This window comes from Microbacterium gilvum (assembly GCF_039543865.1).
Taxonomy (GTDB): Bacteria; Actinomycetota; Actinomycetes; order Actinomycetales; family Microbacteriaceae; genus Microbacterium; species Microbacterium gilvum.
The window spans coordinates 205,500-230,071 of record NZ_BAABKO010000004.1 but is presented as its reverse complement, the minus strand read 5'-3'; the positions used below and the strand labels follow the sequence as shown (position 1 = coordinate 230,071).

22 protein-coding genes are annotated in these 24,572 nt (G+C 72.8%); 11 read left to right on the top strand and 11 right to left on the bottom strand.

The features are described from left to right. Positions 1 to 3 precede the first annotated feature (3 nt). The 5 genes from ABD998_RS12285 to ABD998_RS12265 all read left to right on the top strand — a co-directional run bounded on the left by ABD998_RS12285 (position 4) and on the right by ABD998_RS12265 (position 4,671). A complete protein-coding gene (locus ABD998_RS12285; RefSeq protein WP_345439540.1) occupies positions 4 to 954 on the top strand; it encodes an ABC transporter permease in 951 nt (316 codons plus the stop codon). Next, positions 951 to 1,811 (top strand): ABC transporter permease, encoded by an 861-nt coding sequence (locus ABD998_RS12280; RefSeq protein ID WP_345439538.1) that lies wholly within the window; start codon positions 951 to 953, stop codon positions 1,809 to 1,811. Before ABD998_RS12285 ends, ABD998_RS12280 begins: the two co-directional genes overlap by 4 nt. A 148-nt stretch (positions 1,812 to 1,959) precedes the next feature. Then, positions 1,960 to 2,757: an ABC transporter ATP-binding protein gene (locus ABD998_RS12275; protein WP_345439536.1), complete on the top strand. Its 798-nt coding sequence runs from the start codon at positions 1,960 to 1,962 to the stop codon at positions 2,755 to 2,757. After that, positions 2,750 to 3,547, top strand: coding sequence for an ABC transporter ATP-binding protein (locus ABD998_RS12270; RefSeq protein ID WP_345439534.1), 798 nt, complete (start codon positions 2,750 to 2,752; stop codon positions 3,545 to 3,547). Before ABD998_RS12275 ends, ABD998_RS12270 begins: the two co-directional genes overlap by 8 nt. Positions 3,548 to 3,648: 101 nt before the next feature. Further along, complete coding sequence (locus ABD998_RS12265) at positions 3,649 to 4,671, top strand: alcohol dehydrogenase catalytic domain-containing protein (protein ID WP_345439532.1); 1,023 nt, start codon at positions 3,649 to 3,651, stop codon at positions 4,669 to 4,671. A gap of 4 nt (positions 4,672 to 4,675) precedes the next feature. Here the strand turns inward: ABD998_RS12265 and ABD998_RS12260 are convergent, their stop codons facing one another. Genes ABD998_RS12260 through ABD998_RS12245 form a run of 4 tightly spaced genes read right to left on the bottom strand, consistent with a single transcriptional unit; the run spans position 4,676 to position 7,337 of the window. Beyond that, complete coding sequence (locus tag ABD998_RS12260; RefSeq protein ID WP_345439530.1) at positions 4,676 to 5,320, bottom strand: GNAT family N-acetyltransferase; 645 nt, start codon at positions 5,318 to 5,320, stop codon at positions 4,676 to 4,678. Between the two features lie 10 nt (positions 5,321 to 5,330). Then, the gene (locus ABD998_RS12255; protein WP_345439879.1) at positions 5,331 to 6,026 is read right to left on the bottom strand and encodes a uracil-DNA glycosylase; all 696 of its coding nucleotides are present in this window, start codon (positions 6,024 to 6,026) and stop codon (positions 5,331 to 5,333) included. A 5-nt stretch (positions 6,027 to 6,031) separates the two neighbouring features. Continuing rightward, positions 6,032 to 6,541 (bottom strand): phosphoribosyltransferase, encoded by a 510-nt coding sequence (locus tag ABD998_RS12250; protein WP_345439528.1) that lies wholly within the window; start codon positions 6,539 to 6,541, stop codon positions 6,032 to 6,034. A gap of 13 nt (positions 6,542 to 6,554) precedes the next feature. After that, complete coding sequence (locus ABD998_RS12245; RefSeq protein WP_345439526.1) at positions 6,555 to 7,337, bottom strand: SDR family oxidoreductase; 783 nt, start codon at positions 7,335 to 7,337, stop codon at positions 6,555 to 6,557. Positions 7,338 to 7,524: 187 nt separating this feature from the next. On the opposite strand from ABD998_RS12245, the gene ABD998_RS12240 reads away from it, so the two are divergent. Further along, the gene (locus ABD998_RS12240) at positions 7,525 to 8,841 is read left to right on the top strand and encodes a bifunctional o-acetylhomoserine/o-acetylserine sulfhydrylase (protein WP_345439524.1); all 1,317 of its coding nucleotides are present in this window, start codon (positions 7,525 to 7,527) and stop codon (positions 8,839 to 8,841) included. Between the two features lie 157 nt (positions 8,842 to 8,998). Then, positions 8,999 to 10,204, top strand: coding sequence for a homoserine O-acetyltransferase MetX (gene metX, locus ABD998_RS12235; RefSeq protein WP_345439522.1), 1,206 nt, complete (start codon positions 8,999 to 9,001; stop codon positions 10,202 to 10,204). A gap of 30 nt (positions 10,205 to 10,234) precedes the next feature. Here metX and ABD998_RS12230 read toward each other — a convergent pair whose 3' ends face one another. Genes ABD998_RS12230 through ABD998_RS12205 form a run of 6 tightly spaced genes read right to left on the bottom strand, consistent with a single transcriptional unit; the run spans position 10,235 to position 15,513 of the window. Continuing rightward, complete coding sequence (locus ABD998_RS12230) at positions 10,235 to 10,657, bottom strand: organic hydroperoxide resistance protein (RefSeq protein ID WP_345439520.1); 423 nt, start codon at positions 10,655 to 10,657, stop codon at positions 10,235 to 10,237. A 53-nt stretch (positions 10,658 to 10,710) separates the two neighbouring features. After that, a complete protein-coding gene (gene cds1 / locus ABD998_RS12225) occupies positions 10,711 to 11,781 on the bottom strand; it encodes an L-cysteine desulfhydrase Cds1 (protein WP_345439518.1) in 1,071 nt (356 codons plus the stop codon). A gap of 32 nt (positions 11,782 to 11,813) precedes the next feature. Beyond that, positions 11,814 to 13,064, bottom strand: coding sequence for an MFS transporter (locus tag ABD998_RS12220; protein WP_425562982.1), 1,251 nt, complete (start codon positions 13,062 to 13,064; stop codon positions 11,814 to 11,816). A gap of 55 nt (positions 13,065 to 13,119) precedes the next feature. Then, positions 13,120 to 13,443 (bottom strand): thiamine-binding protein, encoded by a 324-nt coding sequence (locus ABD998_RS12215; RefSeq protein ID WP_345439514.1) that lies wholly within the window; start codon positions 13,441 to 13,443, stop codon positions 13,120 to 13,122. Between the two features lie 29 nt (positions 13,444 to 13,472). Continuing rightward, a complete protein-coding gene (locus tag ABD998_RS12210) occupies positions 13,473 to 14,690 on the bottom strand; it encodes a hypothetical protein (RefSeq protein WP_345439512.1) in 1,218 nt (405 codons plus the stop codon). Positions 14,691 to 14,700: 10 nt separating this feature from the next. Beyond that, positions 14,701 to 15,513: an ADP-dependent NAD(P)H-hydrate dehydratase gene (locus ABD998_RS12205; RefSeq protein ID WP_345439510.1), complete on the bottom strand. Its 813-nt coding sequence runs from the start codon at positions 15,511 to 15,513 to the stop codon at positions 14,701 to 14,703. Between the two features lie 170 nt (positions 15,514 to 15,683). Between ABD998_RS12205 and ABD998_RS12200 the strand changes: the two genes are divergently transcribed. The 4 genes from ABD998_RS12200 (at position 15,684) to ABD998_RS12185 (ending at position 23,210) form a co-directional block, all read left to right on the top strand. Beyond that, on the top strand, positions 15,684 to 16,769 hold the full coding sequence (locus ABD998_RS12200) for an NADH:flavin oxidoreductase/NADH oxidase (RefSeq protein ID WP_345439508.1): 1,086 nt from the start codon (positions 15,684 to 15,686) through the stop codon (positions 16,767 to 16,769). A 109-nt stretch (positions 16,770 to 16,878) separates the two neighbouring features. Continuing rightward, the gene (locus tag ABD998_RS12195) at positions 16,879 to 18,204 is read left to right on the top strand and encodes a hemolysin family protein (protein WP_345439506.1); all 1,326 of its coding nucleotides are present in this window, start codon (positions 16,879 to 16,881) and stop codon (positions 18,202 to 18,204) included. Further along, positions 18,201 to 19,262 (top strand): hemolysin family protein, encoded by a 1,062-nt coding sequence (locus ABD998_RS12190; protein ID WP_345439504.1) that lies wholly within the window; start codon positions 18,201 to 18,203, stop codon positions 19,260 to 19,262. Before ABD998_RS12195 ends, ABD998_RS12190 begins: the two co-directional genes overlap by 4 nt. Positions 19,263 to 19,535: 273 nt before the next feature. Beyond that, positions 19,536 to 23,210 carry a multifunctional oxoglutarate decarboxylase/oxoglutarate dehydrogenase thiamine pyrophosphate-binding subunit/dihydrolipoyllysine-residue succinyltransferase subunit gene (locus ABD998_RS12185; protein ID WP_345439502.1) on the top strand — a complete coding sequence of 1,225 codons (3,675 nt, stop codon included), beginning with the start codon at positions 19,536 to 19,538 and terminating at the stop codon, positions 23,208 to 23,210. 58 nt (positions 23,211 to 23,268) lie between these two features. On the opposite strand, the gene ABD998_RS12180 is transcribed toward ABD998_RS12185, so the two are convergent. Then, on the bottom strand, positions 23,269 to 24,570 hold the full coding sequence (locus ABD998_RS12180; protein WP_345439500.1) for a GNAT family N-acetyltransferase: 1,302 nt from the start codon (positions 24,568 to 24,570) through the stop codon (positions 23,269 to 23,271). Positions 24,571 to 24,572: the final 2 nt, after the last annotated feature.

The following is a 24,572-nucleotide window of genomic DNA, read 5'->3' as shown; positions in this document are numbered from 1 at the left end:
GACGTGATCCGCTACGCGCTGACGAGGCTCGCGCTGCTCGCGCTGGGCCTCGTCGTCGCGAGCGTCCTCGTCTTCGCGACGCTTCGCGTCCTTCCCGGCGACGTCGCGCAGCTCGTCGCCGGGACGGAGGGCACCCCCGAGCAGGTGGCGGCCATCCGAGAGAGCCTGGGCCTGGAGCGCCCCCTTCTCGCGCAGTACGCCGAATGGATGGCCGGGGTCGCGACGGGCGACCTCGGGAGATCGCTGCTGACGGGCGCGTCGGTCGCCGACGAGCTGGCGCGCAAGGCCCAGATCACGGTGCCGCTCGGACTCCTCTCGCTCCTCATCGCGCTCCTCGTCGCGCTCCCCTTCGGCGTGCTCTCGGCGGTGCGGCGGGGGCGCCCCTCCGGAACGGCCATCAGCGTGGCCGCGCAGCTCCTCGCCGCGGTCCCCGTCGTGTGGGCCGGCATGATGCTCGTCGTCGTGTTCGCGATCGCCCTCGGATGGCTGCCCGCCCAGGGCTTCCCCAGGGGAGGGTGGGCCGACCCCGCCGCGGCGCTGCGCTCCCTCCTGCTGCCTGCCCTCACCATCGGCGTCGTCGAGGGTGCGCTGCTCCTGCGATTCGTGCGGAGCGCCACGCTGCAGGCGATGGGCCAGGACCACGTGCGCACGGCCGCGGCGAAGGGGCTCACCCGCACACAGGCGCTCGTACGCCACGGGCTGCCGTCGGTCGGCCTCTCGATCGTCACCGTGCTCGGCCTGCAGATCGCGGGGATCGTGGTGGGCGCCGTCGTCATCGAGCAGGTCTTCAACCTCCCCGGCGTCGGCCGCATGCTCGTCGCCGACGTCGGCGCGCGCGACCTCGTCAAGGTGCAGGGCGAGCTCCTCGCCCTCACCGGCCTCGTGCTCGTCGTCGGCTTCGTCGTCGACCTCGTGCACCGGCTCGTCGATCCCCGGCAGCGGGAGGCGGCATGAGGAGGCTGTGGGCCATCGGCACGGGCCGGTTCGGGCTCGTCGTCGCGGTCGCGATCGCGGCCACGGCGCTCGTCTCCCTCGTGTGGACGCCGTTCGATCCGCGCACGGTCGACCTCGCCATCCGCTGGACGGGGCCGGGATGGCCCCACCTGCTCGGCGGAGACGGCAACGGCCGCGACATCCTCAGCCTGCTCATGGTGGGCGCCCGGACGACCGTGCTCGTGGCGGTCGGATCGGGTGTCGTCGCCACCGCCGTCGGCGTGCTGCTGGCCGCGCTCGGCGCCCTCACGGCGCGCCCCGTGCGGGAGGCGGTCGCCGTGCTCGTCGACATCCTCATCGCCTTCCCCGTCCTGCTCATCGCCATGATGCTGTCGGGGGTGTGGGGAGGGTCGCTGTGGGTCGTCGTGTGGTCGGTCGGGATCGGCTTCGGCGTGAACATCGCGCGCGTCGCGCGCGTGGAGCTTCGCCGCGTGCAGCGCAGCGACTTCGTGCTCGCCGCGCGGGCGTCGGGGCTCACACCGGCGCAGATCCTCGTGCGGCATCTGCTCCCCAACGTCCTCCCCGTCTTCATCGTGCAGCTGTCGTGGTCGATGGCGGCCGCGGTGCTCGCGGAGGCCGGCCTGTCGTACCTCGGGTTCGGGGCGCCTGTGACGGAGCCGAGCTGGGGCCTGCTCCTCGGCGAATCGCAGCGCTACATCGCCCTCCACCCCCTCTCCGTGCTCTGGCCGGGCCTCGCGATCACCGTCACGGTGCTCGCTCTCAACCTCCTCGGCGACGCGCTGCGCGAGGCGACCGACCCCACGCTGCGCCGCGGCGACGCCAAGCCGCAGGCGCACGAGCCGACGGTGATCGCATGAGCACATCCGCGTGTCGAACGCTCATCCGTTCTCGCGCTTTCGCGTGGCCTCTCGTCCAACGGATATCCGTTGGACGAGAGCACACGCGAGTGGGGGGAATCAGGTGTGCGCCGGGCGATCGGATGGCCGTTCGAGGGGAGCGCACGGCATGACCCTCGAGGTGGACGGGCTCTCGATCGAGGTCGGGGGGCGACGCGTCGTCGACGGGGTGTCGTTCTCCGTGGCCGACGGCGCCAGGCTCGGGCTGATCGGCGAGTCGGGCTCCGGCAAGTCGCTCACGGCCCTCGCCGTCGTCGGGCTTCTCCCCGACGGCGCGACGGCGACCGGCAGCGTGCGCTGGAACGGCACGGAGATCCTCGGGATGGCCGACCGCGACCTCGCGCGCCTGCGCGGGGACGAGATCGGGATGGTGTTCCAGGAGCCGCAGACGGCGCTCAACCCCATCCGCACGGTCGGACGGCAGATCGCCGAGTCGGTCCGCATCCACCGTGGGGCGGGCCGCCGCGAGGCCGCCCGCATCGCCGCCGCCGAGGCCGCGCGCGTCGCCCTCCCCGACCCCGAGCGCCTCGTCGCGCGGTATCCGCACCAGCTGTCGGGAGGTCAGCGGCAGCGCGTCGCGCTCGCCATGGCGCTCGCCTGCCGCCCCCGCCTCCTCATCGCCGACGAGCCGACGACCGCGCTCGACGTGACCATCCAGGCGGAGGTCCTGCGGCTGCTGCTCTCGCTCGTCGCGGAGGACGGCATGTCGCTCGTCTTCATCACGCACGACCTCGCCGTGCTGTCGCAGGTCGCCACGCACGGCGTCGTCCTCGAGCACGGGCGCGTCGTGGAGGCGGCGCCCGTGGCAGACCTGCTCACCGCCCCCGCCCATCCCGTCACGCGCGCGCTGCTGCGCGACGCGACCGCGACGCTGTGGCGGCCGAAGGGAGGAGAAGCGGATGGCTGACGTCCTCCTGCGCGCCCGCGCGCTCGAGCGGAGCTATCCGTCACCGCGCCCGCATCCGTTCGCCCCGCGGCGCGACGCGGTCGCGCTGCACCCCGTCGACCTCGACATCCGCCGCGGCGAGTCGGTCGGGATCATCGGCGAGTCGGGATCGGGCAAGTCGACCCTCGTGCGCCTGCTGCTCGGGCTCGACATCCCGACCGGCGGCACGGTCGAGTACGGCGGGCGCGCGGTCGACGCGCGAGCGCGGGCGCGCTCGCTGCACTGGCTGCGCCGGGCCACCGGCATCGTGTTCCAGGACCCGTACGCGTCGCTCGATCCGCGGATGACGGTGGAGCGCATCGTCGCGGAGCCGCTGTGGGCGCTCGGCGTCGACGTCGACCGGCCGGCGCGCGTCCGCGAGCTCCTGGCGCGGGTGGGCCTCCCCGCCGACGCGGCCGGGCGCCATCCGCACGAGTTCTCGGGAGGTCAGCGGCAGCGCATCGCGCTGGCCCGCGCACTCGCCCACGGCCCCGAGACCCTCGTCGGCGACGAGCCGCTCTCTGCGCTCGACGTCACCGTGCGCGCGCAGATCCTCGCCCTCCTCGGCGAGCTCCGACGCGATGACGGGATGACGCTCGTGCTCGTGTCGCACGACATCGGCGTCGTGCAGAACCTGTGCGACGTCGTCGTCGTCATGAAGGACGGGCGCATCGTCGAGCGGGGGCCGACCGAGCGCGTCCTCGGCGATCCGCAGGACCCGTACACGCGGCGCCTCCTCTCCGCCGTGCCCGTCATCGATCCGCGCGGCTGACCGCGTCTTCACGAGGCGTTCACCCGCGCGCCATCGGAGGGACGCCCGCCGCCCATAGCGTGAGGCCGCTCAGCGCCGTGCCGCGGGGCGGGAAGGCCGGGATGAGGCAGCAGCGCGGCGCCCTGCGCACGACGACGTCCGCCGCCATCCGGGGAGAGGACGGCACGCGCACGATCGAGATGCCGATCCCGGATGCCGCCGCGGGCGAGCTGCTCGTCCGGATCGACCTCGCCACCCTCTGCGGGCGCGACCGCCGCGGTGCTCCCGGCACCGCGCACGTGCCGGGGCACGAGGGCGTGGGGCGCGTCGTCGCCGCCGGCCACGGCGCGCCGGCGCAGGTCGGCGACCGCGTCGTGTGGAGCCCGGCCGTCGGCTGCCGTCGCTGCGACCGATGCCGCGACGGGCGGCCCACGGCGTGCCGCCGACCGCGCCGCGTCGGCCGCGAGCCGTGGAGCGGCCCCTGGTCGCTCTCCGGGACGTTCGCCGCCCACCTCCTCCTCCCTGCGGGCGCCGCCGTCGCGCACGTGCCCGGCGAGCTCTGCGACGCGGTCGCGGCCCCCGCCGGATGCGCGACCGCAACGGCCATGGCCGCGCTCGACACGGCAGGCGACGTGGCCGGGCGCCGCGTGCTCGTCGTGGGCGCGGGGATGCTCGGCCTGACGCTGGCCGCGGCGTGCCGCGTGCTCGGGGCATCCGACGCGACGATCGTGGATCCGGACGCCGCGCGCCGGTCCCTCGCCACGGCGTTCGGCGCGACGGCCGTACGCGCACCCGACGACGCCCTCGACGAGGTCGACCTCGCGTTCGCATGCGCAGGCGCGGATGCCGCGCAGGCCGCGCTGCCCGCCCTCGCACATGCCGGGCGCCTCGTGCTCGTGGGCGACGCCCGCCCCGACGAGGTCCTCGCGGTGCCGACGGCGCTGCTCGCCAGGCGGCGGCTCTCGTTCGCGGGCGTGCACGACGGCGAGCCGGAGCACCTGGCCGCCGCGCTCGACTTCCTCCTCCGCACGCGCGGGCGGTTCCCCTGGGAGCGGCTCGCGGCCCCCGCATTCGGGCTCGACGCCCTCCCGATGCTCCTCGCGCAGCCGCCGATGCTCGCGCCGCGTCAGGCGATCGCACCCTAGGGCGTCAGCCGGCGGCGTCCGCCTCGTCGGCGCCGCCGAACAGGCGGGAGAGCACGCCGGGGCGCTTGCGCGGCTGCAGCTTCTTCTCCATGTAGATCGTGCCGAGCCAGCGCCCGAACTTGAACCCGACGCGGCCTCGTCGCCCCGTCTCGACGAACCCGTAGCGCTCGTGGAGCGCGATCGAGCCCTCCGCGCCCTTGTCGCTGATGACAGCCACCAGCTGACGGATGCCCTTCTCCTCGCAGGCCTCGATGAGCGCGCCCAGCAGCGCCGCCCCGAGGCCCTTCCCCGTGGCGGCGTGGCCGAGGTAGATCGAGTTCTCCACGGTGTGCCGGTACGACGTCTTTCCCGCCCACGGGGAGACGAGGGCGTAGCCGAGCACCTGCCCCGTCGGGGCGACCGCGACGAGGAACGGCAGGCCGAGCCGCTGCAGGTACAGGAACTTGTCCTTCCACTGCTTGTGCGTCCAGCGCTTCTCGTCGAACGTCACGACGGAGTTCGTGACGTAGTGGTTGTAGATCTCGCGGATGTCCTCGATGTCGGCGGCGACGGCAGCGCGGATCTCGTAGCTGAAGGGCCGTTCGGGCTCGGGCGGCCTCCGGAGGTGCCGCGGCAGCGCGCGGCGCTTCTGGTATTCCTCCTCGAGCATGACGCCCAGCCTACGCGGGGACGGTCCAGTCCACGGGGGCCGCTCCCTGTTCGGCGAGCAGGGCGTTCACGCGGGAGAAGGGCCGCGAGCCGAAGAAGCCGCGGCTCGCGGAGAGCGGAGACGGGTGGGGCGATTCGACGACGGGCGCGTCGCCGAGGAGCGGGCGCAGGTTCGCCGCATCCCGCCCCCACAGGATGGCCGCGAGCGGGCCCCCGCGTGCGGCGAGCGCGCGGATGGCCGTCTCCGTCACCCGCTCCCATCCCCAGCCGCGGTGCGACGCCGGCGCGCCCGGCGCCACCGTGAGCACGCGGTTGAGCAGCATGACGCCCTGGTCGCTCCACGCCGACAGGTCGCCGTGCGCGGCGGGCGGGATGCCGAGATCGGCCTCGAGCTCGCGGTAGATGTTCTGGAGGCTGCGCGGCAGGGGGCGCACCGATCGGTCGACGGCGAACGACAGCCCGATCGGATGGCCCGGCGTCGGGTACGGATCCTGCCCCACGATGAGGACGCGCACGTCCGCGAGCGGACGCTGGAAGGCGCGCAGCACGCGCGACCCCGCGGGGAGGTACGACCGGCCGGCCGCGGTCTCGGCGCGCAGCCGGTCGCCGAGCGCCGCGATGTCCGCGGCGACGGGTTCGAGCGCGGCGGCCCATCCGGCGTCGATGAGGCCGGCGTCGGCGAGCTCGACGAGAGACCTCCCGGCCACGTCGGTCACGCCGTGGGGGCCAGGCCGAGGTCCTCCTCGCGGACCGTGCCCTTGTACGACCACGGGAAGTCGATCCACAGATCGGTGTCCTTCCACGCGAAGTCGGGCTGGATGATCGTCGACGGCTTCGTGTAGATCGTCACGGAGCGCACGTCGGCGCCCTTGTCCTGCAGCAGCCTCACGGCGAGCGCCAGCGTGCGCCCGGAGTCGGCGACGTCGTCGACGAGGAGCACGCGCCGTCCGTCGAGGTACTCCATGTCGAGCGCGGGCGGCAGCACCTCCGGCGCGTCGAGGACCGTGCCGATCCCCGTGTAGAACTCGACGTTGATGGCGCCGCAGTTCTTGGCGCCGAGTCCGTACGCGATCGCCCCGGCGGGGAGCAGCCCGCCGCGCGCGATCGCGACCACGACCTCGGGTGCGAACCCGCTGTCGAGGATGCTGCGGGCGAGGTCGCGGGTGGCGGCGCCGAAGCCGTCCCAGGTGAGGGTCTCGCGATCGAGGGGCGCGTCGGTCATCGGTGGTCCTTCGTCAGTTCGAGCGGGTCGCGAGCGGACCGCGGTGGAGGAGGTACTGCGCCGACTGCGCCACGGGGCGCATCGTCACGAGGTCGAGGTTCACGTGCCCCGGCGCGTCCAGCGCGTAGGCGATGACGTCGGCCACGTCGTCGGCCGTGAGCGGGTTCTCCACGCCGGCGTAGACGGCGTCGGCGGCGTCCTGGTCGCCGCCCAGGCGCGTGAGCGTGAACTCCTCGGTGCGCACCATCCCCGGCGCGATCTCGATGACGCGCAGCGGCTCGCCGTTGAGTTCGAGGCGCAGCGCGTTCGCGAGCATCGACTCCCCGGCCTTGGCGGCGTTGTACCCCGCTCCTCCGGGGTACGCGAGCTGGGCCGCCGTGGAGGTGAGGAAGACGAGATCGCCGTGCCCCGCGCCGCCGTCGACGGCGGCGCGCACCTGGGGCAGCAGCGCCTTGACGACGCGCTGGGTGGCGAGCACGTTGACGTCGAACATCCACGTCCAGTCCTCCGCCCTCCCCGTCTCGACGCGATCGGTGCCGCGGGCGCCCCCGGCGATCTGGACGACGGAGTGCAGCGGACCGCCCGCGGCGACGTGGTCGGCGAGGGCGTCGACGTCCTCCTGCCGTGTGAGGTCGGCGGCGAACACGTCCGCTCCGTTCTCCTCCGCGAGGGCGGCGAGCCGGTCGGCGCGGCGCGCGACGCCGACGACGTCCCACCCGCGCGTGCGCAGCGCCCGCACGGTCGCCTCCCCGATCCCCGAGCTCGCTCCCGTCACGACCGCGCGTCTGTTCGCCATCCGTCCAGTATGCCGTCCCCGCCGTGTCGTCGTGTGACGCCCGGTGACGCCCGGGGACAGGCGATATGACGTCGCATGTCCCGTGGATTGCCCGGTCGGACGGGGTTCCGTACTGTCGCTGATGTGCCCGAAGGCGGGCGCCCCGAGACATCGCATCCGACCATCCTTCGACCCGAGGAGCTGCACCATGACCGACACCTGGCGGTTCGAGACCACACAGATCCACGCCGGCGCGCAGCCCGACCCCGTGACGGGCGCCAGGGCCACGCCGATCTACAACACGACGTCGTACGTGTTCAAGGACGCCGACCACGCGCAGAACCTGTTCGCGCTGGCCGAGTTCGGCAACATCTACACGCGCATCCAGAACCCCACCCAGGACGTCGTCGAGCAGCGCGTCGCCGCGCTCGAGGGCGGCACCGGCGCGCTCCTCGTCGCCAGCGGCCAGGCGGCCGAGACGTTCGCCGTGCTCAACATCGCCGAGGCGGGAGACCACATCGTGTCGTCGAGCTCGATCTACGGCGGCACGTACAACCTCTTCAAGTACACGCTCGGCAAGCTCGGGATCGACGTCACGTTCGTCGAGAACCAGGACGACCCCGAGCAGTGGCGCGCCGCCGTGCGCCCCAACACGAAGCTGTTCTTCGCCGAGACGATCGGGAACCCCGCCGTCAACGTGCTCGACATCCAGACGGTCGCCGACATCGCGCACGAGAGCGGTGTGCCGCTCATCGTCGACAACACGATCGCGACGCCGTACCTCATCCGGCCGTTCGAGCACGGAGCCGACATCGTCGTGCACTCGGCGACGAAGTTCCTCGGCGGGCACGGCACCGTCATCGGCGGCGTCATCGTCGACGGCGGCCGCTTCGCGTGGTCGCAGAACGTCGACCGGTTCCCGGGGCTCACCGTCCCCGACCCGTCGTACCACGGCGCCAGCTACACCGCGGCGGTGGGAGACGAGCTGGCCTACATCATCAAGGCGCGCGTGCAGCTGCTGCGCGACCTCGGCTCGTCGATCGCCCCTGCCAGCGCATGGCAGCTCATCCAGGGGATCGAGACGCTGTCGCTGCGCGTCGAGCGCCACGTGCAGAACGCGCAGGAGATCGCGGAGTGGCTCGAGTCGCACCCCGACGTCGCGACCGTGAACTACTCCGGGCTGCCCTCGTCGCCCTGGTACGCGGCAGCCAACCGCTACGCACCCCGGGGCGTCGGCGCCGTGCTGTCGTTCGAGCTGAAGGGGGGCGTCGACGCCGGCCGAACCTTCGTGAACTCGCTGACGCTGTTCAGCCACCTCGCGAACATCGGCGACGTGCGCTCGCTCGTCATCCACCCCGCGTCGACGACCCACTCGCAGCTGACGCCGGAGCAGCAGCTGACGAGCGGCGTGACGCCCGGTCTCGTGCGCCTCTCCGTGGGCCTCGAGAACGTCGAGGACCTGAAGGCCGATCTCGAGCAGGCGCTCGTCGCCGCGCGCGAGGCGTCCGCCGCCGCCCGCGCCTGATCGCCTCACCCGAGATGGCCCGGACCGCACGGTCCGGGCCATCCGCGCGTCCGGGGCGACGCTCCGCCGAGACCGGCCCCGGCGCACGACGACCCGTGTGACGCGCCCGGATGTCACAGTGGCGCGGGCAGTCCGCGCGACACGGGAGAATGGACCGATGGACTGGCAGATCTCCGAGGATACGGTGCCGTCGGCTCCCGTGACGGAGGCCGACGCCCGCTCCATGGCCGGGCGGCCGCGCGCGACGGGCGCCTGGCGCGACGGCGACCCCGCCGGCGACCGCGCCTTCGCGGCGTTCGGTCCGCTCCGGACCGAGGCGGGCGGCGTGCTGCCGGCCTTCCGCATCGCGTACGAGACCTGGGGCGAGCTCTCGCCCGCACGCGACAATGCGATCCTCATCCTGCACGCGCTCACGGGCGACAGCCACGTGCGCGGCGCCGCGGGCCGCGGCCATCCCACGGCGGGATGGTGGGAGGAGCTCGTCGGGCCGGGGCTCGCCATCGACACCGACCGATGGTTCGTCGTCGCCCCGAACGTGCTCGGCGGCTGCCAGGGGTCGACGGGCCCCGCGAGCATCCACGCGGACGGCGAGGCGTGGGGGTCGCGCTTCCCGTACCTCACGATCCGCGATCAGGTCGCCGCGCAGGTGCGCCTCGCCGACGCCCTCGGCGTCGACCGCTGGGCCGCCGTCGTCGGCGGATCGATGGGCGGGATGCACGCGCTGGAATGGGCCGTCGGGCTGCCCGATCGGGTCGCGCGCCTGGCCATCCTGTCGTCGCCGCCCATCAACACCGCCGACCAGATCGCGCTCAACTCGGTGCAGCTCGAGGCGATCCAGATGGACCCGCGGTTCGCGGGCGGCGACTACTACGACGCCGCACCGGGAGAGGGCCCGCACCGCGGTCTCGCCCTCGCGCGCCGGATGGCCCTCCTCAACTACCGCAGCCCCACCGAGCTCAACCAGCGCTTCCAGCGGTCATGGCAGTCTGGCGTGAGCCCGCTGGGCCACGGCGGCCGGTTCGCCGTGGAGTCGTACCTCGACTTCCACGGCAACAAGTTCACGCGCCGGTTCGACGCCAACAGCTACATGCTGCTCGTCGAGGCGATGGACTCGCACGACGTCGGCCGTGATCGCGGCGGCGTCGAGGAGGCGCTCGCGCGCGTCACCGCGACGACGCTCGTGCTCGGGGTCGACAGCGACCGGCTCTTCCCCGTCGACGGCCAGCACCGCATCGCGCGCAGCATCCCGCGCACGCTCGACGGGCAGGAGTCGGTCGTCCTGCACAGCGACTTCGGGCACGACGGCTTCCTCATCGAGACGGAAGCCGTCGCGCACCACCTCCGGCGCCTGCTCGACGCCTGAGACCGCCTGAGACCGCCTGAGACCGGTCTGTCAGTCGTCGACGACGCTCACGCGCACGTCGATGTTGCCGCGCGTCGCGTTGGAGTACGGGCACACCTGGTGCGCGGCGTCGGCGAGCTCCTGGGCCGCGGCCGGGTCGAGCTCGGGGATGACGACCTCGAGGTCGACGGACAGCACGAACCCGCCATCGCCGTTCGAGCCGATGCCCACGCGCGCGCCGACCGAGGTGCCAGCGAGGGAGACCTTCCTCGCGCGTGCGACGGCCTGCAGCGCGGAGTGGAAGCACGCCGCGTATCCGGCGGCGAAGAGCTGCTCCGGGTTGGCGCCGTCGCCGGAGCCTCCCATGGCCTTCGGCACGGCGAGGTCGAAGTCGAGGTCGGTGCCCGCGACGACGACGCGGCCGTCTCGGCCCGCTCCCGTCGCGAGTGCTTCCGTGGTGTAGATCGCTTCCATGCCTTCGAGGCTATGCGCCGCCGCCGGCGCCGCGGCCCGACCTGGACGGATTCTCAGGCGTCCCACTCCCCCGTCGCGAGGAACCGCTCGAGGCGGGCGCGATGGGGGGCGAGGTCGAGCCCCTGCGCCGCGATCCACGCGTCGTCGTAGTAGGTGTGCGCGTACCGGATGCCGCCGTCGCAGATGAGCGTGACGACGCTGCCGGTGCGCCCCTCGGCGCGCATGCGCGCGATGAGCTGGAACGCGCCGACGAGGTTCGTGCCCGTCGATCCGCCCGCCCAGTGCATCGTGCGCTCCCGCAGCAGGCGGATGGCCGCGAGCGACGCCGCGTCGGGGATCGGCAGCACCTCGTCGATGACGCCGGGGATGAACGACGGCTCCACCCGCGGGCGGCCGATGCCCTCGATGCGGCTGGGGAGCCCGGTGACGATGTCGTCGCGTCCGCTCAGCCATCCCTCGTGGTAGGCCGAGTTCTCGGGGTCGACGACGGCGATGCGGGTGGGATGGCGCCGGTAGCGCACGTAGCGCCCGAACGTCGCGCTCGTTCCTCCCGTGCCCGCGCCCACGACGATCCAGCTGGGAACCGGGTACCGCTCGGCGGCGAGCTGCTGGAAGACGCTCTCGGCGATGTTGTTGTTGCCGCGCCAGTCGGTCGCGCGCTCGGCGTAGGTGAACTGGTCGAGGTAGTGGCCGCCCGTCTCGGCCGCCAGCCGCGCCGCTTCGCCGTCCATGTCGCCCGGCGCGTCCACGAAGTGGCAGCGCCCTCCGTAGAACTCGATGAGGGCGATCTTCTCGGCGCTCGTCCGGCGCGGCACGACCGTCACGAAGTCGAGGCCCAGCATGCGGGCGAAGTACGCCTCCGACACGGCCGTCGATCCGCTGGAGGCCTCCACGAGAGTGGTCCCCTCCTCGATGCGGCCGTTCACGAGCCCGTACAGGATGAGCGAGCGCGCGAGCCGGTGCTTGAGCGATCCCGTGGGATGCACCGACTCGTCCTTGAGGTACAGGTCGATCCCCCACTCGGGCGGGAGCGGGAAGACGTGCAGGTGCGTGTCGGCGCTGCGGTTCGCATCCGCCTCGAGCAGGCGGATGGCGTCGCGCACCCAGGCGCATCGGTCGGTCACGCCTCGAGCCTAATTCGCCGCGCCGAGCCGGATCAGGCCGTCGGGATGGGGGAGGTCCCTGTGTCCTCGGACGAGGCGTCCTCGGACGAGAACGCCTCGTCGAACGCGCGCGCGGGCATCCGCCGCTCGACGGCGAACGCCGTCACGGCGATGGCGGCGCCGACGACGGCCAGCACGACGCCCACCCACACGGGCGCGACGTAGCCCCAGCCCGCGGCGATCACGGCGCCTCCGAGCGCCGCGCCGAGGCTGTTGCCGACGTTGAGCGCGGAGTGGTTGAGAGCCGCTCCGATCGCCTGGTGGTCGCGGGCGACGTCGAGCAGGCGCAGCTGCACCGTGGGCGTCGCGGTCGCCGACACCGTCGCGAAGACGAGGAGCGCGACGACGAGCAGCCACGGCACGTGCGAGACGACGCCGACGAGCGCGGACGCCGCGGCGAGCGCGACGAGGCCGTAGACGAGCGTCTTCTTCACGCTGAGGTCGGCGAGGTACCCGCCGAGGAAGTTGCCCACCGTCATGCCGAGCCCGATGGCGACCAGCGCGATCGGGACCATCCGCTCGTCGGCGCCCGACACCTCCGTGACGAGCGTGGCGACGTAGCTGTACACGGCGAAGAACGAGCCGAAGCCGATGGAGCCGATCGCGATCGTGAACCACACCTGCGGGATGCGGAAGACGCGCAGCTCGTTCCGGAACGTGCGGCCGGGGTCGCCCGCCTGCGCGGGCACGAAGAAGGCGATCATCAGCAGCGCCGCGAGGAAGACGGCGCCGACGACGAGATAGGCGGCGCGCCATCCGAGCAGCTGCCCGAGGAGGGTTCCTCCCGGCACGCCGACGAGGTTCGCGATCGAGAGCCCGCCCATGACGACGGCGATCGCCCGCCCGCGCTTCTCGGCGCCGAACAGATCGGCGGCGACGACGGCGGCCATCCCGAAGTAGGCGCCGTGCGGGAGCCCGGAGAGGAACCGCGACAGGCCGACGAGCTCGAAGGTCGGCATGACGACCGTGAGGGCGTTGAAGAGGAGGAGCGCGAGGGCGAGGGCGATGAGCACGCGATGCCGCGGGTACCGCGACACGACGGCCGCGATCGTCGGCGCGCCGACGACGACGCCGAGCGCGTAGAGGCTGATGAGCACGCCCGCCTGCGCGACGGCGTCCTCCGGGCTCGCCGCGTACACGGTCGGGAGCAGATCGCCGGCGATGCCGGGGAGCAGGCCCATCGACACGAACTCGGTCATGCCGATGCCGAAGGCTCCGATGGAGAGCGAGAGGAGCGCCCACATCGCCGCACCCCTCGACGTGGTGGTCGAGGTGGTCACCCGTCGAGTCTAGGGGCGATCAGGAGACCCGATCGCCGCGCTCGTCGATCGCCTTCTCGAGCCGGGCGATCTTGCCGTCGATCTCGCCCTCGTAGCCCGGGCGGATGTCGGCCTTCAGCACGAGCGAGACGCGCGATCCGAACGGCAGGACGGCCTCGGTCGCGCTCTTGACGACGGCCATCACGGTGTCCCAGTCCGGCCCCTCGATCTCCGTGAACATCGAGGTCGTGCGGTGGGCGAGACCCGATGCCCGGACGACGGCGACGGCGGCGGCGACCGCGTCGTGGACGGATCCGTCGGCGCGGCCGTCTCCCGACGGCGCGACGGAGAAGGCGACGAGCATGGCGGTTCCCTTCGTTCGGATGACCCGGGTCAGCGCCCGGAGAGGAGGACGGGGGCACGCCGTCGGACCGGGAGCCGCACGAGGCGCGCGACGACCCATCCGAGCAGCACGACGAGCATCGCGTTGCGGAGCGCGAGCACGATCACGGGGCCGGGATCCGCCGTCATCACCCCCATGTAGAGCAGCGGGTAGACGAGCTGGGTGAGGAGCGCGCATCCGAGCGCCACGAGCGCCGGCCCGCGCGCCGCCGCGCGGTCGACCACGATCCACAGCACGAGCGGCGCGATGAGCCAGTCGTGGAACTGCGGCGACCCCACCTTGTTGAAGACCATGAGGACGAGGACGAGGGAGAGCGCGAGCGGCGGCACGAGCGACCGGTACGACGCACCGGCGCGCGCCTTCCAGAACCCGACCCCCAGCACCGCGAGGACCGCGACGGCGAGCAGGGGCGTCATCGCGCCGATGACGGCGTCGACGTTCGGGCCCGTCACCTGGAAGGTGAGGATCTCGCGGTCGTAGAAGATCCACCAGTCGGGGATGCCGAGCATGGCGCCCCAGAGGTAGGCGGTGCTCACGGGCGCCTCGAGCTGCAGCCCTCGGCCCGTCTGCATCGTGACGAACCCCGCGAGGTGCGCCGCTCCCCCGCTCACGAGCACGAGCGCCACCACGACGCCCGTCGTGACGACCGCTCCCACGGCGACCGCACCGCGCCGCCCGCGGAGCGCGACGAACGCCGTCGCGACGAGCGCGGCCGGCCAGACCTTGACCCAGGCGCCGGCCGTCAGCACCGCCGACGCGACGGCGGGCCGCGTCGCGAGCACGAGCAGTCCCGTGATCGCGATGGGCACGGTGACGGCATCGAGCCGGTACATGCCGACGGGTCCGAGGAGCAGCTGGAAGGCGAGCCAGAACGCCGCGGCGCCGACGCGCGCCCGGGAGCGCCCCCGCCCGAGCAGGATCGCGAACGCGACGGCGTCGAGCGCGGTCACGAGCAGGGCCCATCCGAGGTCGTATCCCCCGATCCCCGCGAGCGCCTGGGCGAGCATCATGGGGGCGAGCGCGAGCTGCGGGTAGACCCACGACTCCGTGACGCCGACGATGCCGTCGCCGGACAGCGCGCGGATGGACCACGGGTCGTACACGAGGTTCACGTCGCCCATCGGCTGGTTCGGCATCCAGAACCCGGCGGCGGCGACCCATGCGTGCACGGCGACGAACCCGGCCCACAGGACGACGCGGTTCGGCACGCGCCCCATCCTACGGAACCCGCGCATGGGCGAACGCGTCAGGCAGCGCCTCCGCGACGTCGAGGGCCGTGATCGGACGCCCGGGTCCGCCGCCTGCCAGGGGCGCCTGCCCCGCGGCGATGCGCCCCGCCGTGCCGTGCAGCCACACCGCCGTGGCGGCGACGGGACCCAACTCCTCCACGTCGAGCTCGCGCCCCTCGACGCGCGCCGCTGCCGCCGCCCCCGCGAGCACCGCGCCGAGCGCGCCGGCGAGGACGTCGCCCGTGCCGGCCGTGGCGAGCCATGGCGTTCCGGCGCGCACCGTCGTCCACCATCCCCCGGGCGTCGCGACGATCGTGGCGGCCCCCTTCAGCACGACGACGCCGCCCAGCGCGACGGCCGTCTCGCGCACCACGAGGACGCGCTCGGCGAACGCGCCGCTCAACCGCGGCGCGAGCGGGTCGTCGTCGACGTCGTCGATCCCGAAGCCCAGCGGGATGCGCACCTCGCGCAGCTCGCCGTCGTGAGGGGTGACGACGAGGGGCACGCGCGCCTGCGCCGCGAGGTCGAGCGCTCCCGCATCGACGACGACCGGCGCGCCGCCGCGCAGCACGGCCTGCAGGCGCGTCGTGAGCGCGTCGTCGCGCGCACGCGCGTCGATGCCGGAGCCGATGACGTGGGCGTCCGCCCTCCCCGCGCCGACGACCGTCTCGGGCCTGCGGGCGAGCACGAGCCCTGCGACCTCGCGGGGGCCGTCCCACCGCACCATCCCGGATCCCGCGCGCCACGCCCCCTCCGCCGAGAGCACGGCGGCACCCGGATACGCGCGCGATCCGGTGTGCAACGCGACGATACCGCGGGAATACTTGTGGTCCGAGGCGGTTGGGACCCGGAGCACGCGCGCCGCGTCGTGCCCCGTCCACTCGTCCGAGTGCGCTGCATGTCCTCCCGGCATGCCGCCACCCTATCCGCGCCGCCGTCGCCTCGGCCCGGCGACCGCCGAAAGGATCCGCCGTGAGCCTGCTCTTCAGCCCCCTCTCGATCCGCGACACGACCATCCCCAACCGGCTGTGGGTGTCGCCCATGTGCATGTACAGCGCGGAGGACGGCGTGCCGGGAGACTGGCATCACGTCCACCTCGCGCAGTTCGCCTCCGGCGGGGCGGGCCTCGTCATGAGCGAGGCGGCCGCGGTCTCCCCCGAGGGGCGCATCTCGCCGCGCGACGCCGGCATCTGGAACGATGCCCAGCGCGACGCGTGGGCGCCCGTCGTCCGGTCGATCCGGGCGAGGGGCGCCGTCGCGGGCATCCAGCTCGCGCACGCGGGGCGCAAGGCATCGACCTGGTGGCCCTTCGCGGACGCGTCGGGGAGCGTGCCGGCGCCGGAGGGCGGCTGGACCACGGTGGCGCCGTCGCCCGTCGCCTACGAGGGCTTCGCCGAGCCGCAGGAGCTCGATGCCGACGGCATCGCGCAGGTCGTCGCCGACTTCCGCGCCGCGGCGCGCCGCGCCGTCGACGCCGGGTTCGAGGTGCTCGAGGTCCACGCCGCCCACGGCTATCTCCTGCACCAGTTCCTCTCGCCGCTGTCGAACCTCCGCGACGACGCGTGGGGCGGCTCGCTCGAGAACCGCGCGCGGCTCGTGCTCGACGTCGTGCGCGCGGTCCGCGCGGAGGTCGGCGAGGCCGTCCCGCTGTTCGTGCGCTTCTCGGCGGTCGACTCCGCCCCGGGCGGACTGGAGGTCGACGACGTCGCGACGGTCGCGGGCTGGGCCGCGGACGCCGGCGCCGACCTCTTCGACGTCTCGGCGAGCGGTCTCGTCGCGCACCAGCGCATCGAGGTGGGCCCCGGGTACCAGGTCCCCTACGCGGAGCGCGTGCGCGAGCGGACGGGCGCCCTCACGGCCGCTGTCGGCATCATCACGAACGGCCGCCAGGCGGAGGAGATCCTCGCGGCGGGCAGCGCCGACGCCGTGTTCGCCGGGCGCGAGTTCCTCCGCGACCCGCACTTCGCCCTGCGGGCAGCAGGCGAGTTGGGCGTGGAGCCCGAGCGCGTCTGGCCGCCGCAGTACATCCGCGGCTACCGCGCCGCCGCGTTCGCCTGAGCCAGCGCATCGGCCCGTGCCGTAGGATGACTCGCACGATGGACGACCCTCCCAGTTGCAGACGTTCGCCCCACAGCCCGCACTCCGAGCCCCTCGGAGGTGATGCGTGATGGATTACGTTCTCATGGGCGTGGGGCTCATCCTGACGATCGGCACCGGCCTGTTCGTCGCGAGCGAGTTCGCCCTCGTGAACCTCGACAGGGCCGACCTCGAGGCGAGGCAGGCGCGCGGGGAGACGCGGCTCGCGCTCACCATCCGAGCGCTCCGCCACACCTCGACGCACCTCTCCAGCGCGCAGCTCGGCATCACCCTGACGACGCTCCTCACGGGGTACACGCTGGAGCCCGCGTTCTCGAACGTGCTGCGCCCCCCGCTCACGTCGTGGGGGGTGCCGGAGGCGGTCGTCGCGCCGGTCTCGACGGTCGTCGCGATGGCGGTCGCGACGATCCTGTCGATGATCCTCGGCGAGCTCGTGCCCAAGAACTTCGCGCTCGCGCTCCCGCTCGCGACCGCCAAGGTCGTCGCACCGTTCCAGATCGCGTTCACGGCCGTGTTCCGCCCCGTCGTCGCGGTGCTCAACGGCAGCGCGAACGGCGTGCTGCGCGCCATGGGCGTCGAGCCCAAGGAGGAGCTGTCGGGTGCCCGCTCGGCGGAGGAGCTGTCGAGCCTCGTGCGGCGGTCGGCCCTCGCGGGTGTGCTCGAGGAGGACACCGCCACCCTGCTCGACCGCAGCCTGACGTTCGCGCGGCACAGCGCCGCCGACGTGATGACCCCGCGCCCCCGCGTGCACGCGATCGCGGCGGACGACTCCGCCGACGCCGTCGTGCAGCTCGCCCGGCAGACGGGGCACAGCCGCTTCCCCGTGTTCGGCGAGTCGATGGACGACATCGTCGGGATCGTGCACCTCAAGGCCGCCGTCGGCGTGCCCCGCACCCGCAGGGCGGACGTCCCGGCGGGTGCGCTCGCGAGCGAGCCGCTCCGCGTGCCGGAGACGGTGCGGCTGGACGCGCTCATCTCCGAGCTGCGCGCCGGCGGCTATCAGATGGCCGTCGTCGTCGACGAGTACGGCGGCACGGCCGGCGTCGTGACGCTCGAGGATCTGGTCGAGGAGATCGTCGGCGAGGTGTCGGACGAGCACGACCGCCGTCTCGCCGGCGTCGTGCGCCACCGCGACTCCCTCACGTTCCCCGGTCAGCTCCGCCCCGACGAGCTGCGCGACCGCGCCGCCGTCGAGGTGCCGGAGGACGACGCCTACGACACCGTCGGCGGATTCATCATGAGCGTGCTCGAGCGCATCCCGCAGACCGGCGACGCCGTGCCCGTCGACGGCGGCGTGCTGCGGGTCGAGCGCATGGACGGGCGCCGTGTCGACCGCGTGCGCTTCACCCCCGATCCGCTCCCCGAGGGCGCCGACGACGAGGAGGACGCCCGATGAGCGACTGGGCGGGGCTCGCGTGGCTCGTCGTGCTGCTGCTCGCGAACGCCTTCTTCGTGGGAGGGGAGTTCGCCGTCATCTCGGCGAAGCGCTCGCAGATCGAGCCCCTCGCCGAGAAGGGCTCGCGCGCCGCGAAGACGGCGCTCTACGCCATGGAGCATGCGACGCTCATGCTCGCGACGTCGCAGCTCGGCATCACGATCTGCTCGCTGCTCATCCTCAACGTCTCCGAGCCGGCGCTGCACCATCTGCTTGCGGAGCCGCTCGCCCTCACGGGGATCCCGGAGGCCGCCGTCGACACGGTCGCGTTCGTCATCGCGCTGGTGTTCGTGTCGTACCTGCACGTCGTGTTCGGCGAGATGGTCGCGAAGAACCTCGCGTTCTCTGTGCCCGACCGCGCCGTGCTGCTGCTCGCGCCGCCGCTGGTGTGGGTGTCGAAGGTGTTCCATCCCGTCATCTGGGTGCTCAACTGGATCGCGAACGCGGTGCTGCGCCTCTTCGGCGTCGAGCCGAAGAACGAGGCCGCCTCGACGTTCACGCTCGAGGAGGTCGCGACGATCGTGACGCAGTCGCGCAGGGAGGGCGTCCTCGACGACGCCGCCGGCACGGTCGCCGCCGCGGTCGAGTTCACCGACAAGAAGGCGAAGGATGTCGCGGTGCCGCTCTCGCAGATCGTGACGCTCCCCGAGCAGGTCACTCCCGACGAGGTCGAGCGCGCCGTCGCCAAGCACGGCTACTCGCGCTACGTCATCGTCGACGACGAGGACGAGCCCGTCGGCTACGTGCACCTCAAGGACATCCTGCGCGCCGCGGAGGGCGACGACGTCGAGGAGAAGGCGGCCCGCCCCATCCCGGCCAAGCGCATCCACCACATGGTGCCCGTCCAGGAGACGACGGACCTCGAGGACGCGCTCGCCATCATGCGCCGCGCCGGCCGGCACCTCGCGCGCGTGCGCGACGGGCACGGCGAGACGACGGCCGTCCTCTTCCTCGAGGACATCATCGAGGAGCTCGTCGGCGAGGTGCACGACGCGACGGAGCGCGGCCGGCGGCGGTGACGACCGGGGGCGCGTACGCCCCGGGCCCACCGGCTGACGGGGAAGGGGCCTTGCCCTCCTCGTCAGCCGGCCGCCGCCCTCGCCCGCCGGGGGTGCGCACGGGCCGGAACGACGAGGGGCGACGGCCGGCTCGAGCCGCTCGGAGCCGGGTCGGAGGCCGCGCGGATTGGGATAGGCTGGTTGCCCGAACGCACGCGCAGAGACCCGTCGCCGCGAGAACGCCTCGGGAGCCGGCGTGCCAACGATTCAGGGACGAAAGTGGGCGATCCTGCCGTGTCAAGCCAGGTGACGGGCGTCGGTGCATCGAGCGAGGGCGAGTTCGGTGCCAACGAGTGGCTCGTCGAAGAGCTCTATGAGCAGTTCAAGGTCGATCGGAACTCCGTCGACAAGGAATGGTGGCCCATCCTGGAGGCGTACGGCTCGAACGCCGGAACGAGCGCCGCTGCGCCAGCCACGACGGCGCAGGCCTCGACGGAGGCGCACCCGCCGACCGCTCCCATCCCCGTGATCGGCCAGCAGCCCGTCGCGCGGACGACGGCCCGGCCGGCCAAGCCCGCCCCGATCCCGGCCGACCAGCCGGTGGCGAAGCCGAGCGCGGCGCAGCCCGCGGAGTCCGAGGAGGACAAGGTCACCGTCCTCAAGGGCATGACCAAGACCCTCGCGAAGAACATGGACGAGTCGCTGACCGTCCCGACCGCGACGAGCGTGCGGACCATCCCCGCGAAGCTGATGATCGACAACCGCATCGTCATCAACAACCACATGGCGCGTGCGCGCGGCGGCAAGGTCAGCTTCACCCACCTCATCGGATGGGCGCTCATCCAGGCGCTCAAGGAGTTCCCCAGCCAGAACGTCTTCTACGCCGAGATCGACGGGAAGCCGTCGGTCGTCGCGCCCGCGCACATCAACCTCGGCATCGCGATCGACCTGCCCAAGCCCGACGGCACGCGCGCCCTCATGGTGCCGAGCATCAAGAAGGCCGACACCCTGACCTTCAACGAGTACCTGTCCTCGTACGAGGACCTCGTCAAGCGGGCGCGCGGCAACAAGCTCACGGCCGCCGACTTCGCCGGCACCACGATCTCGCTCACGAACCCCGGCGGCATCGGCACGGTCCACTCCGTGCCGCGGCTCATGAAGGGACAGGGCGCCATCATCGGCGCCGGCGCCCTCGAGTACCCGGCCGAGTTCCAGGGCGCGAGCCCGAAGACGCTCAACGAGCTCGCGATCGGCAAGACGATCACGCTGACGAGCACGTACGACCACCGCGTCATCCAGGGCGCGGGCTCGGGCGAGTTCCTCAAGAAGGTGCACGAGCTGCTCATCGGGCAGCGCGGCTTCTACGAGGACATCTTCGCGGCGCTGCGCATCCCGTACGCGCCCATCCGCTGGAACCCCGACGTCGCCGTCGACCTGTCCGAGCGCATCGACAAGACCGCGCGCGTGCAGGAGATCATCAACTCGTACCGCGTGCGCGGCCATCTGATGGCCGACGTCGACCCGCTCGAGTACCGACAGCGCGAGCACCACGACCTCGAGATCGAGTCGCACGGCCTCACCTTCTGGGACCTCGACCGCGAGTTCGTCACGAACGGCTTCGGCGGCAAGCGCCAGATGAAGCTGCGCGACGTGCTGGGAGTCCTGCGCGACTCCTACTGCCGCACGACCGGCATCGAGTACATGCACATCGCCGACCACGAGCAGCGCGAGTGGTTCCAGGAGCGCCTCGAGGTCAAGTACGTCAAGCCCGACCACGACGAGCAGCTGCGCATCCTCAGCAAGCTCAACGAGGCCGAGGCGTTCGAGACCTTCCTGCAGACGAAGTACGTGGGCCAGAAGCGCTTCTCGCTGGAGGGCGGCGAGTCGCTGATCCCCCTCCTCGACCGCATCCTGCAGGGCGCGGCCGACGCCGGCCTGGAGGGCGCGGCGATCGGCATGCCGCACCGCGGCCGCCTCAACGTGCTCACGAACATCGCCGGCAAGGCGTACGGCGAGGTGTTCCAGGAGTTCGAGGGCGCGCTGCCGGGCAACAAGCGCGGCTCGGGCGACGTCAAGTACCACCTCGGCACGCAGGGAACCTTCCGCTCCGACGCGGGCGCCGAGCTCGACGTCCTCCTCGCGGCGAACCCCTCGCACCTCGAGACCGTCGACGGCGTGCTCGAAGGCATCGCGCGCGCCAAGCAGGACCGCGGCCCCATCGCCTCGTTCGCGTGGCTGCCGATCCTCGTGCACGGCGACGCCGCGTTCGCCGGGCAGGGTGTCGTCGTGGAGACGCTGCAGATGTCGCAGCTGCGCGGCTACCGCACGGGCGGCACGGTGCACGTCATCGTGAACAACCAGGTGGGCTTCACCACCCTGCCGAACGACTCCCGCACGTCGATCTACGCGAGCGATCCGGCCAAGACCATCCAGGCGCCCATCCTCCATGTGAACGGCGACGACCCCGAGGCCGTCGTGCGCGCCGCGGAGTTCGCGTTCGAGTACCGCGAGCGGTTCCACCGCGACATCGTCATCGACCTCATCTGCTACCGCCGTCGCGGTCACAACGAGGGCGACGACCCCTCGATGACGCAGCCGCTCATGACCGACCTCATCGAGGCGAAGCGCTCCGTGCGCCGCCTCTACACCGAGGCGCTCGTGGGCCGCGGCGACATCACCGAGGAGGAGTACGACCAGGCCAAGGCCGACTTCCAGAACCGCCTCGAGGTCGCCTTCGCCGAGACGCACGCCGCCGAGACGGGCGCGAACCCCGTCGTGACGCCCGACGCCCCCGCCGAGCTCGTCGTCGGAGCGCCCGAGTCGACGGGCGTGCCCGTCGAGGTGGTGCAGCAGATCGGCGACGCGCACGCCAACAAGCCCGACGGCTTCACGGTGCACCAGAAGCTGCAGCAGCTGCTCGACAAGCGCGTGCAGATGAGCCGCGACGGCAAGATCGACTGGGCGTTCGGCGAGCTGCTCGCGTTCGGGTCGCTGCTCCTCGAGGGCACGAACGTGCGCCTCGCCGGGCAGGACTCGCGCCGCGGGACGTTCGTGCAGCGCCACGCAGCGTTCCACGACCGCGTCAACGGGCAGGAGTGGCTGCCGCTCGTCAACCTCTCGGAGAACCAGGGGCGCTTCTGGGTGTACGACTCGCTCCTCAGCGAGTACGCGGCCCTCGCCTTCGAATACGGCTACTCCGTCGAGGCGCCGGAGTCGCTCGTGCTGTGGGAGGCGCAGTTCGGCGACTTCGTGAACGGCGCGCAGTCGGTCATCGACGAGTACGTGTCGGCCGCCGAGCAGAAGTGGGGCCAGGAGTCGGGCGTCGTCATGCTCCTCCCCCACGGCTACGAGGGTCAGGGGCCCGACCACTCGTCGGCGCGCATCGAGCGATTCCTGCAGCTGTGCGCGCAGGACAACATGACCGTCGCGCGTCCCTCCACGCCCGCGTCGTACTTCCACCTTCTTCGCCGCCAGGCGTACGCGCGCCCGCGCAAGCCCCTCATCGTGTTCACCCCGAAGGCGATGCTGCGCCTGCGCGGCGCGACGAGCGAGGTCGCGGACTTCACGAGCGGACGGTTCGAGCCGGTCATCGACGACGGCCGCGCGATCGACAAGAACGCCGTCCGCAAGGTGCTGCTGCACTCCGGCAAGATCCACTGGGATCTGCGCGGCGAGCTCGAGAAGAAGCCCGACGACTCGATCGCCCTCGTGCGCGTGGAGCAGTTCTATCCGATGCCGGTCGCCGAGCTGAAGGCCGTGCTGTCGGAGTACCCGAACGCCGAGGTCGTGTGGGTTCAGGACGAGCCGGAGAACCAGGGCGCCTGGCCGTTCATCTCGCTCGAGATCGCGAACCGCAGCGGCAAGCGCATCTCGGTCGTGTCGCGACCCGCGGCGGCGGCGCCGTCGACGGGCTCCTCGAAGATCCACGCTGTGGAGCAGGCGGACCTCATCGCCCGAGCCCTCGCCTGACGCGCGGCTCGACGGAAGCGGCCGGCCATCCCTCGGGAGGGCCGGCCGCTTCCGTCGGTCAGTACCAGATGCCGAGCACGGGAGGCTGCGCGGGGCGCAGCGCGAGGTCGAGCGCCGCGGCGACCTCGGGCGATCCCGTCACGCGTCCGGCCGCGAGCAGACCCGTCAGCGGCACCCCGCCCAGGTACGCGGCAGACAGCTGCGCGACGTCGAGCCGCAGATCGGGTTCGACCGTCGTGCGCTCCACGTGCGCGCGGCCGTCCGCCCCGATCTCGACCCGCCATGCGCCGCTCGTGAGGTCGAGCGGATCCGTCAGGGCGATCGTCGCGGCCGCCGCGGCCGAGTAGGTGCGCGCCGTGAGCGCACGCGACACGTCGAGGATGCGCAGCCATCCGTGATCGCGGATGGTCTGGACGGCGCCGCGCTCGTCGTGCACGAGCCAGCGCACGGGATCGTCGATCGGCCGCAGCTGCGCCGTCACCTCGCCCACCAGGTCGTGCTGCACGGCGAAGCGCCAGAGCGCCGCCGTCGCATCCGCCGTGTCCGCGAAGAGCATGCGGATGGCGAGCCTGGCTCCGGCGAAATCGCCCTCGCTCTCGAAGACGCGGTACGCCATGGCGCCGCGGACACCGCCGTCGGCGTCGACGACGCGGACGCCGCGCACGTGGTCGCCGTCCTTGTCCTCGATCGTCAGACCCGCCGCCTGCTGCCAGCGGCGGCGCCATCCGGGCAGCTGCCCCGCGCGCTGCGTGCGCGCCCGCTCGTGCACCTCGCCGAGGTCGGCGGCGAGCTGCTCGCGCGATACGAACTCGATGCGCCCCGACGGCTCGTACCCGGCCCAGCCGGCACGGCGCGTGTCGATCGTCCACGAGCTCATGGGCACGGCGGAGCCGAAGCCGTACCGGCCGTAGATCGTCGTCTCGCTGACCGTCAGGCCTGCCATCGCCACGCCTGCCGCCACGGCCGACCGCAGCTCGCCCTCGAGCATGGCTCGCGCGATGCCGCGTCGACGGTGCGTCCCCGCCACCGTCACGCCGCTGATCGCCCACGTGTCGAGCTCTCCGCCGGGAACCGTGAGGGGCGTGATCCACGAGTCGACCGTCGCGACCGGCACGTCGTGCTGCGCCGAGGCCGCGTCGAAGACGCCCGTGAAGCGCCGGTGCCCGAGGGCCTCGCGCTGCTCCTCGGACGACGTCTCGGAGACCTCGGGGCCGAGGAACCCGCGGGAGACGGCCTGGATGGTGCGCCGGAACGCCGCGCTGTCGGCCGCGTCGATCGCGCGGTAGTCGAGCCCCGCGTGGGCGAGCCTGTCGTGGGAGATCCGGTCGGCGGGGATGTCGCGTGCGTCGAGGGTGCTCACCC

What these genes read in the sequence shown, in the direction of transcription:
- ABD998_RS12280 (WP_345439538.1), top strand. Translation starts at nt 951, where the DNA reads ATGAGGAGGCTGTGGGCCATCGGCACGGGCCGGTTCGGGCTCGTCGTC.
- ABD998_RS12265 (WP_345439532.1), top strand. Translation starts at nt 3,649, where the DNA reads ATGAGGCAGCAGCGCGGCGCCCTGCGCACGACGACGTCCGCCGCCATC.
- ABD998_RS12275 (WP_345439536.1), top strand. Translation starts at nt 1,960, where the DNA reads ATGACCCTCGAGGTGGACGGGCTCTCGATCGAGGTCGGGGGGCGACGC.
- ABD998_RS12245 (WP_345439526.1), bottom strand. Translation starts at nt 7,337, where the DNA reads ATGGCGAACAGACGCGCGGTCGTGACGGGAGCGAGCTCGGGGATCGGG.
- ABD998_RS12195 (WP_345439506.1), top strand. Translation starts at nt 16,879, where the DNA reads ATGGATTACGTTCTCATGGGCGTGGGGCTCATCCTGACGATCGGCACC.
- ABD998_RS12190 (WP_345439504.1), top strand. Translation starts at nt 18,201, where the DNA reads ATGAGCGACTGGGCGGGGCTCGCGTGGCTCGTCGTGCTGCTGCTCGCG.
- ABD998_RS12215 (WP_345439514.1), bottom strand. Translation starts at nt 13,443, where the DNA reads ATGCTCGTCGCCTTCTCCGTCGCGCCGTCGGGAGACGGCCGCGCCGAC.
- metX (WP_345439522.1), top strand. Translation starts at nt 8,999, where the DNA reads ATGGACTGGCAGATCTCCGAGGATACGGTGCCGTCGGCTCCCGTGACG.
- ABD998_RS12260 (WP_345439530.1), bottom strand. Translation starts at nt 5,320, where the DNA reads ATGCTCGAGGAGGAATACCAGAAGCGCCGCGCGCTGCCGCGGCACCTC.
- ABD998_RS12270 (WP_345439534.1), top strand. Translation starts at nt 2,750, where the DNA reads ATGGCTGACGTCCTCCTGCGCGCCCGCGCGCTCGAGCGGAGCTATCCG.
- ABD998_RS12230 (WP_345439520.1), bottom strand. Translation starts at nt 10,657, where the DNA reads ATGGAAGCGATCTACACCACGGAAGCACTCGCGACGGGAGCGGGCCGA.
- ABD998_RS12250 (WP_345439528.1), bottom strand. Translation starts at nt 6,541, where the DNA reads ATGACCGACGCGCCCCTCGATCGCGAGACCCTCACCTGGGACGGCTTC.
- ABD998_RS12240 (WP_345439524.1), top strand. Translation starts at nt 7,525, where the DNA reads ATGACCGACACCTGGCGGTTCGAGACCACACAGATCCACGCCGGCGCG.
- ABD998_RS12220 (WP_425562982.1), bottom strand. Translation starts at nt 13,064, where the DNA reads ATGTGGGCGCTCCTCTCGCTCTCCATCGGAGCCTTCGGCATCGGCATG.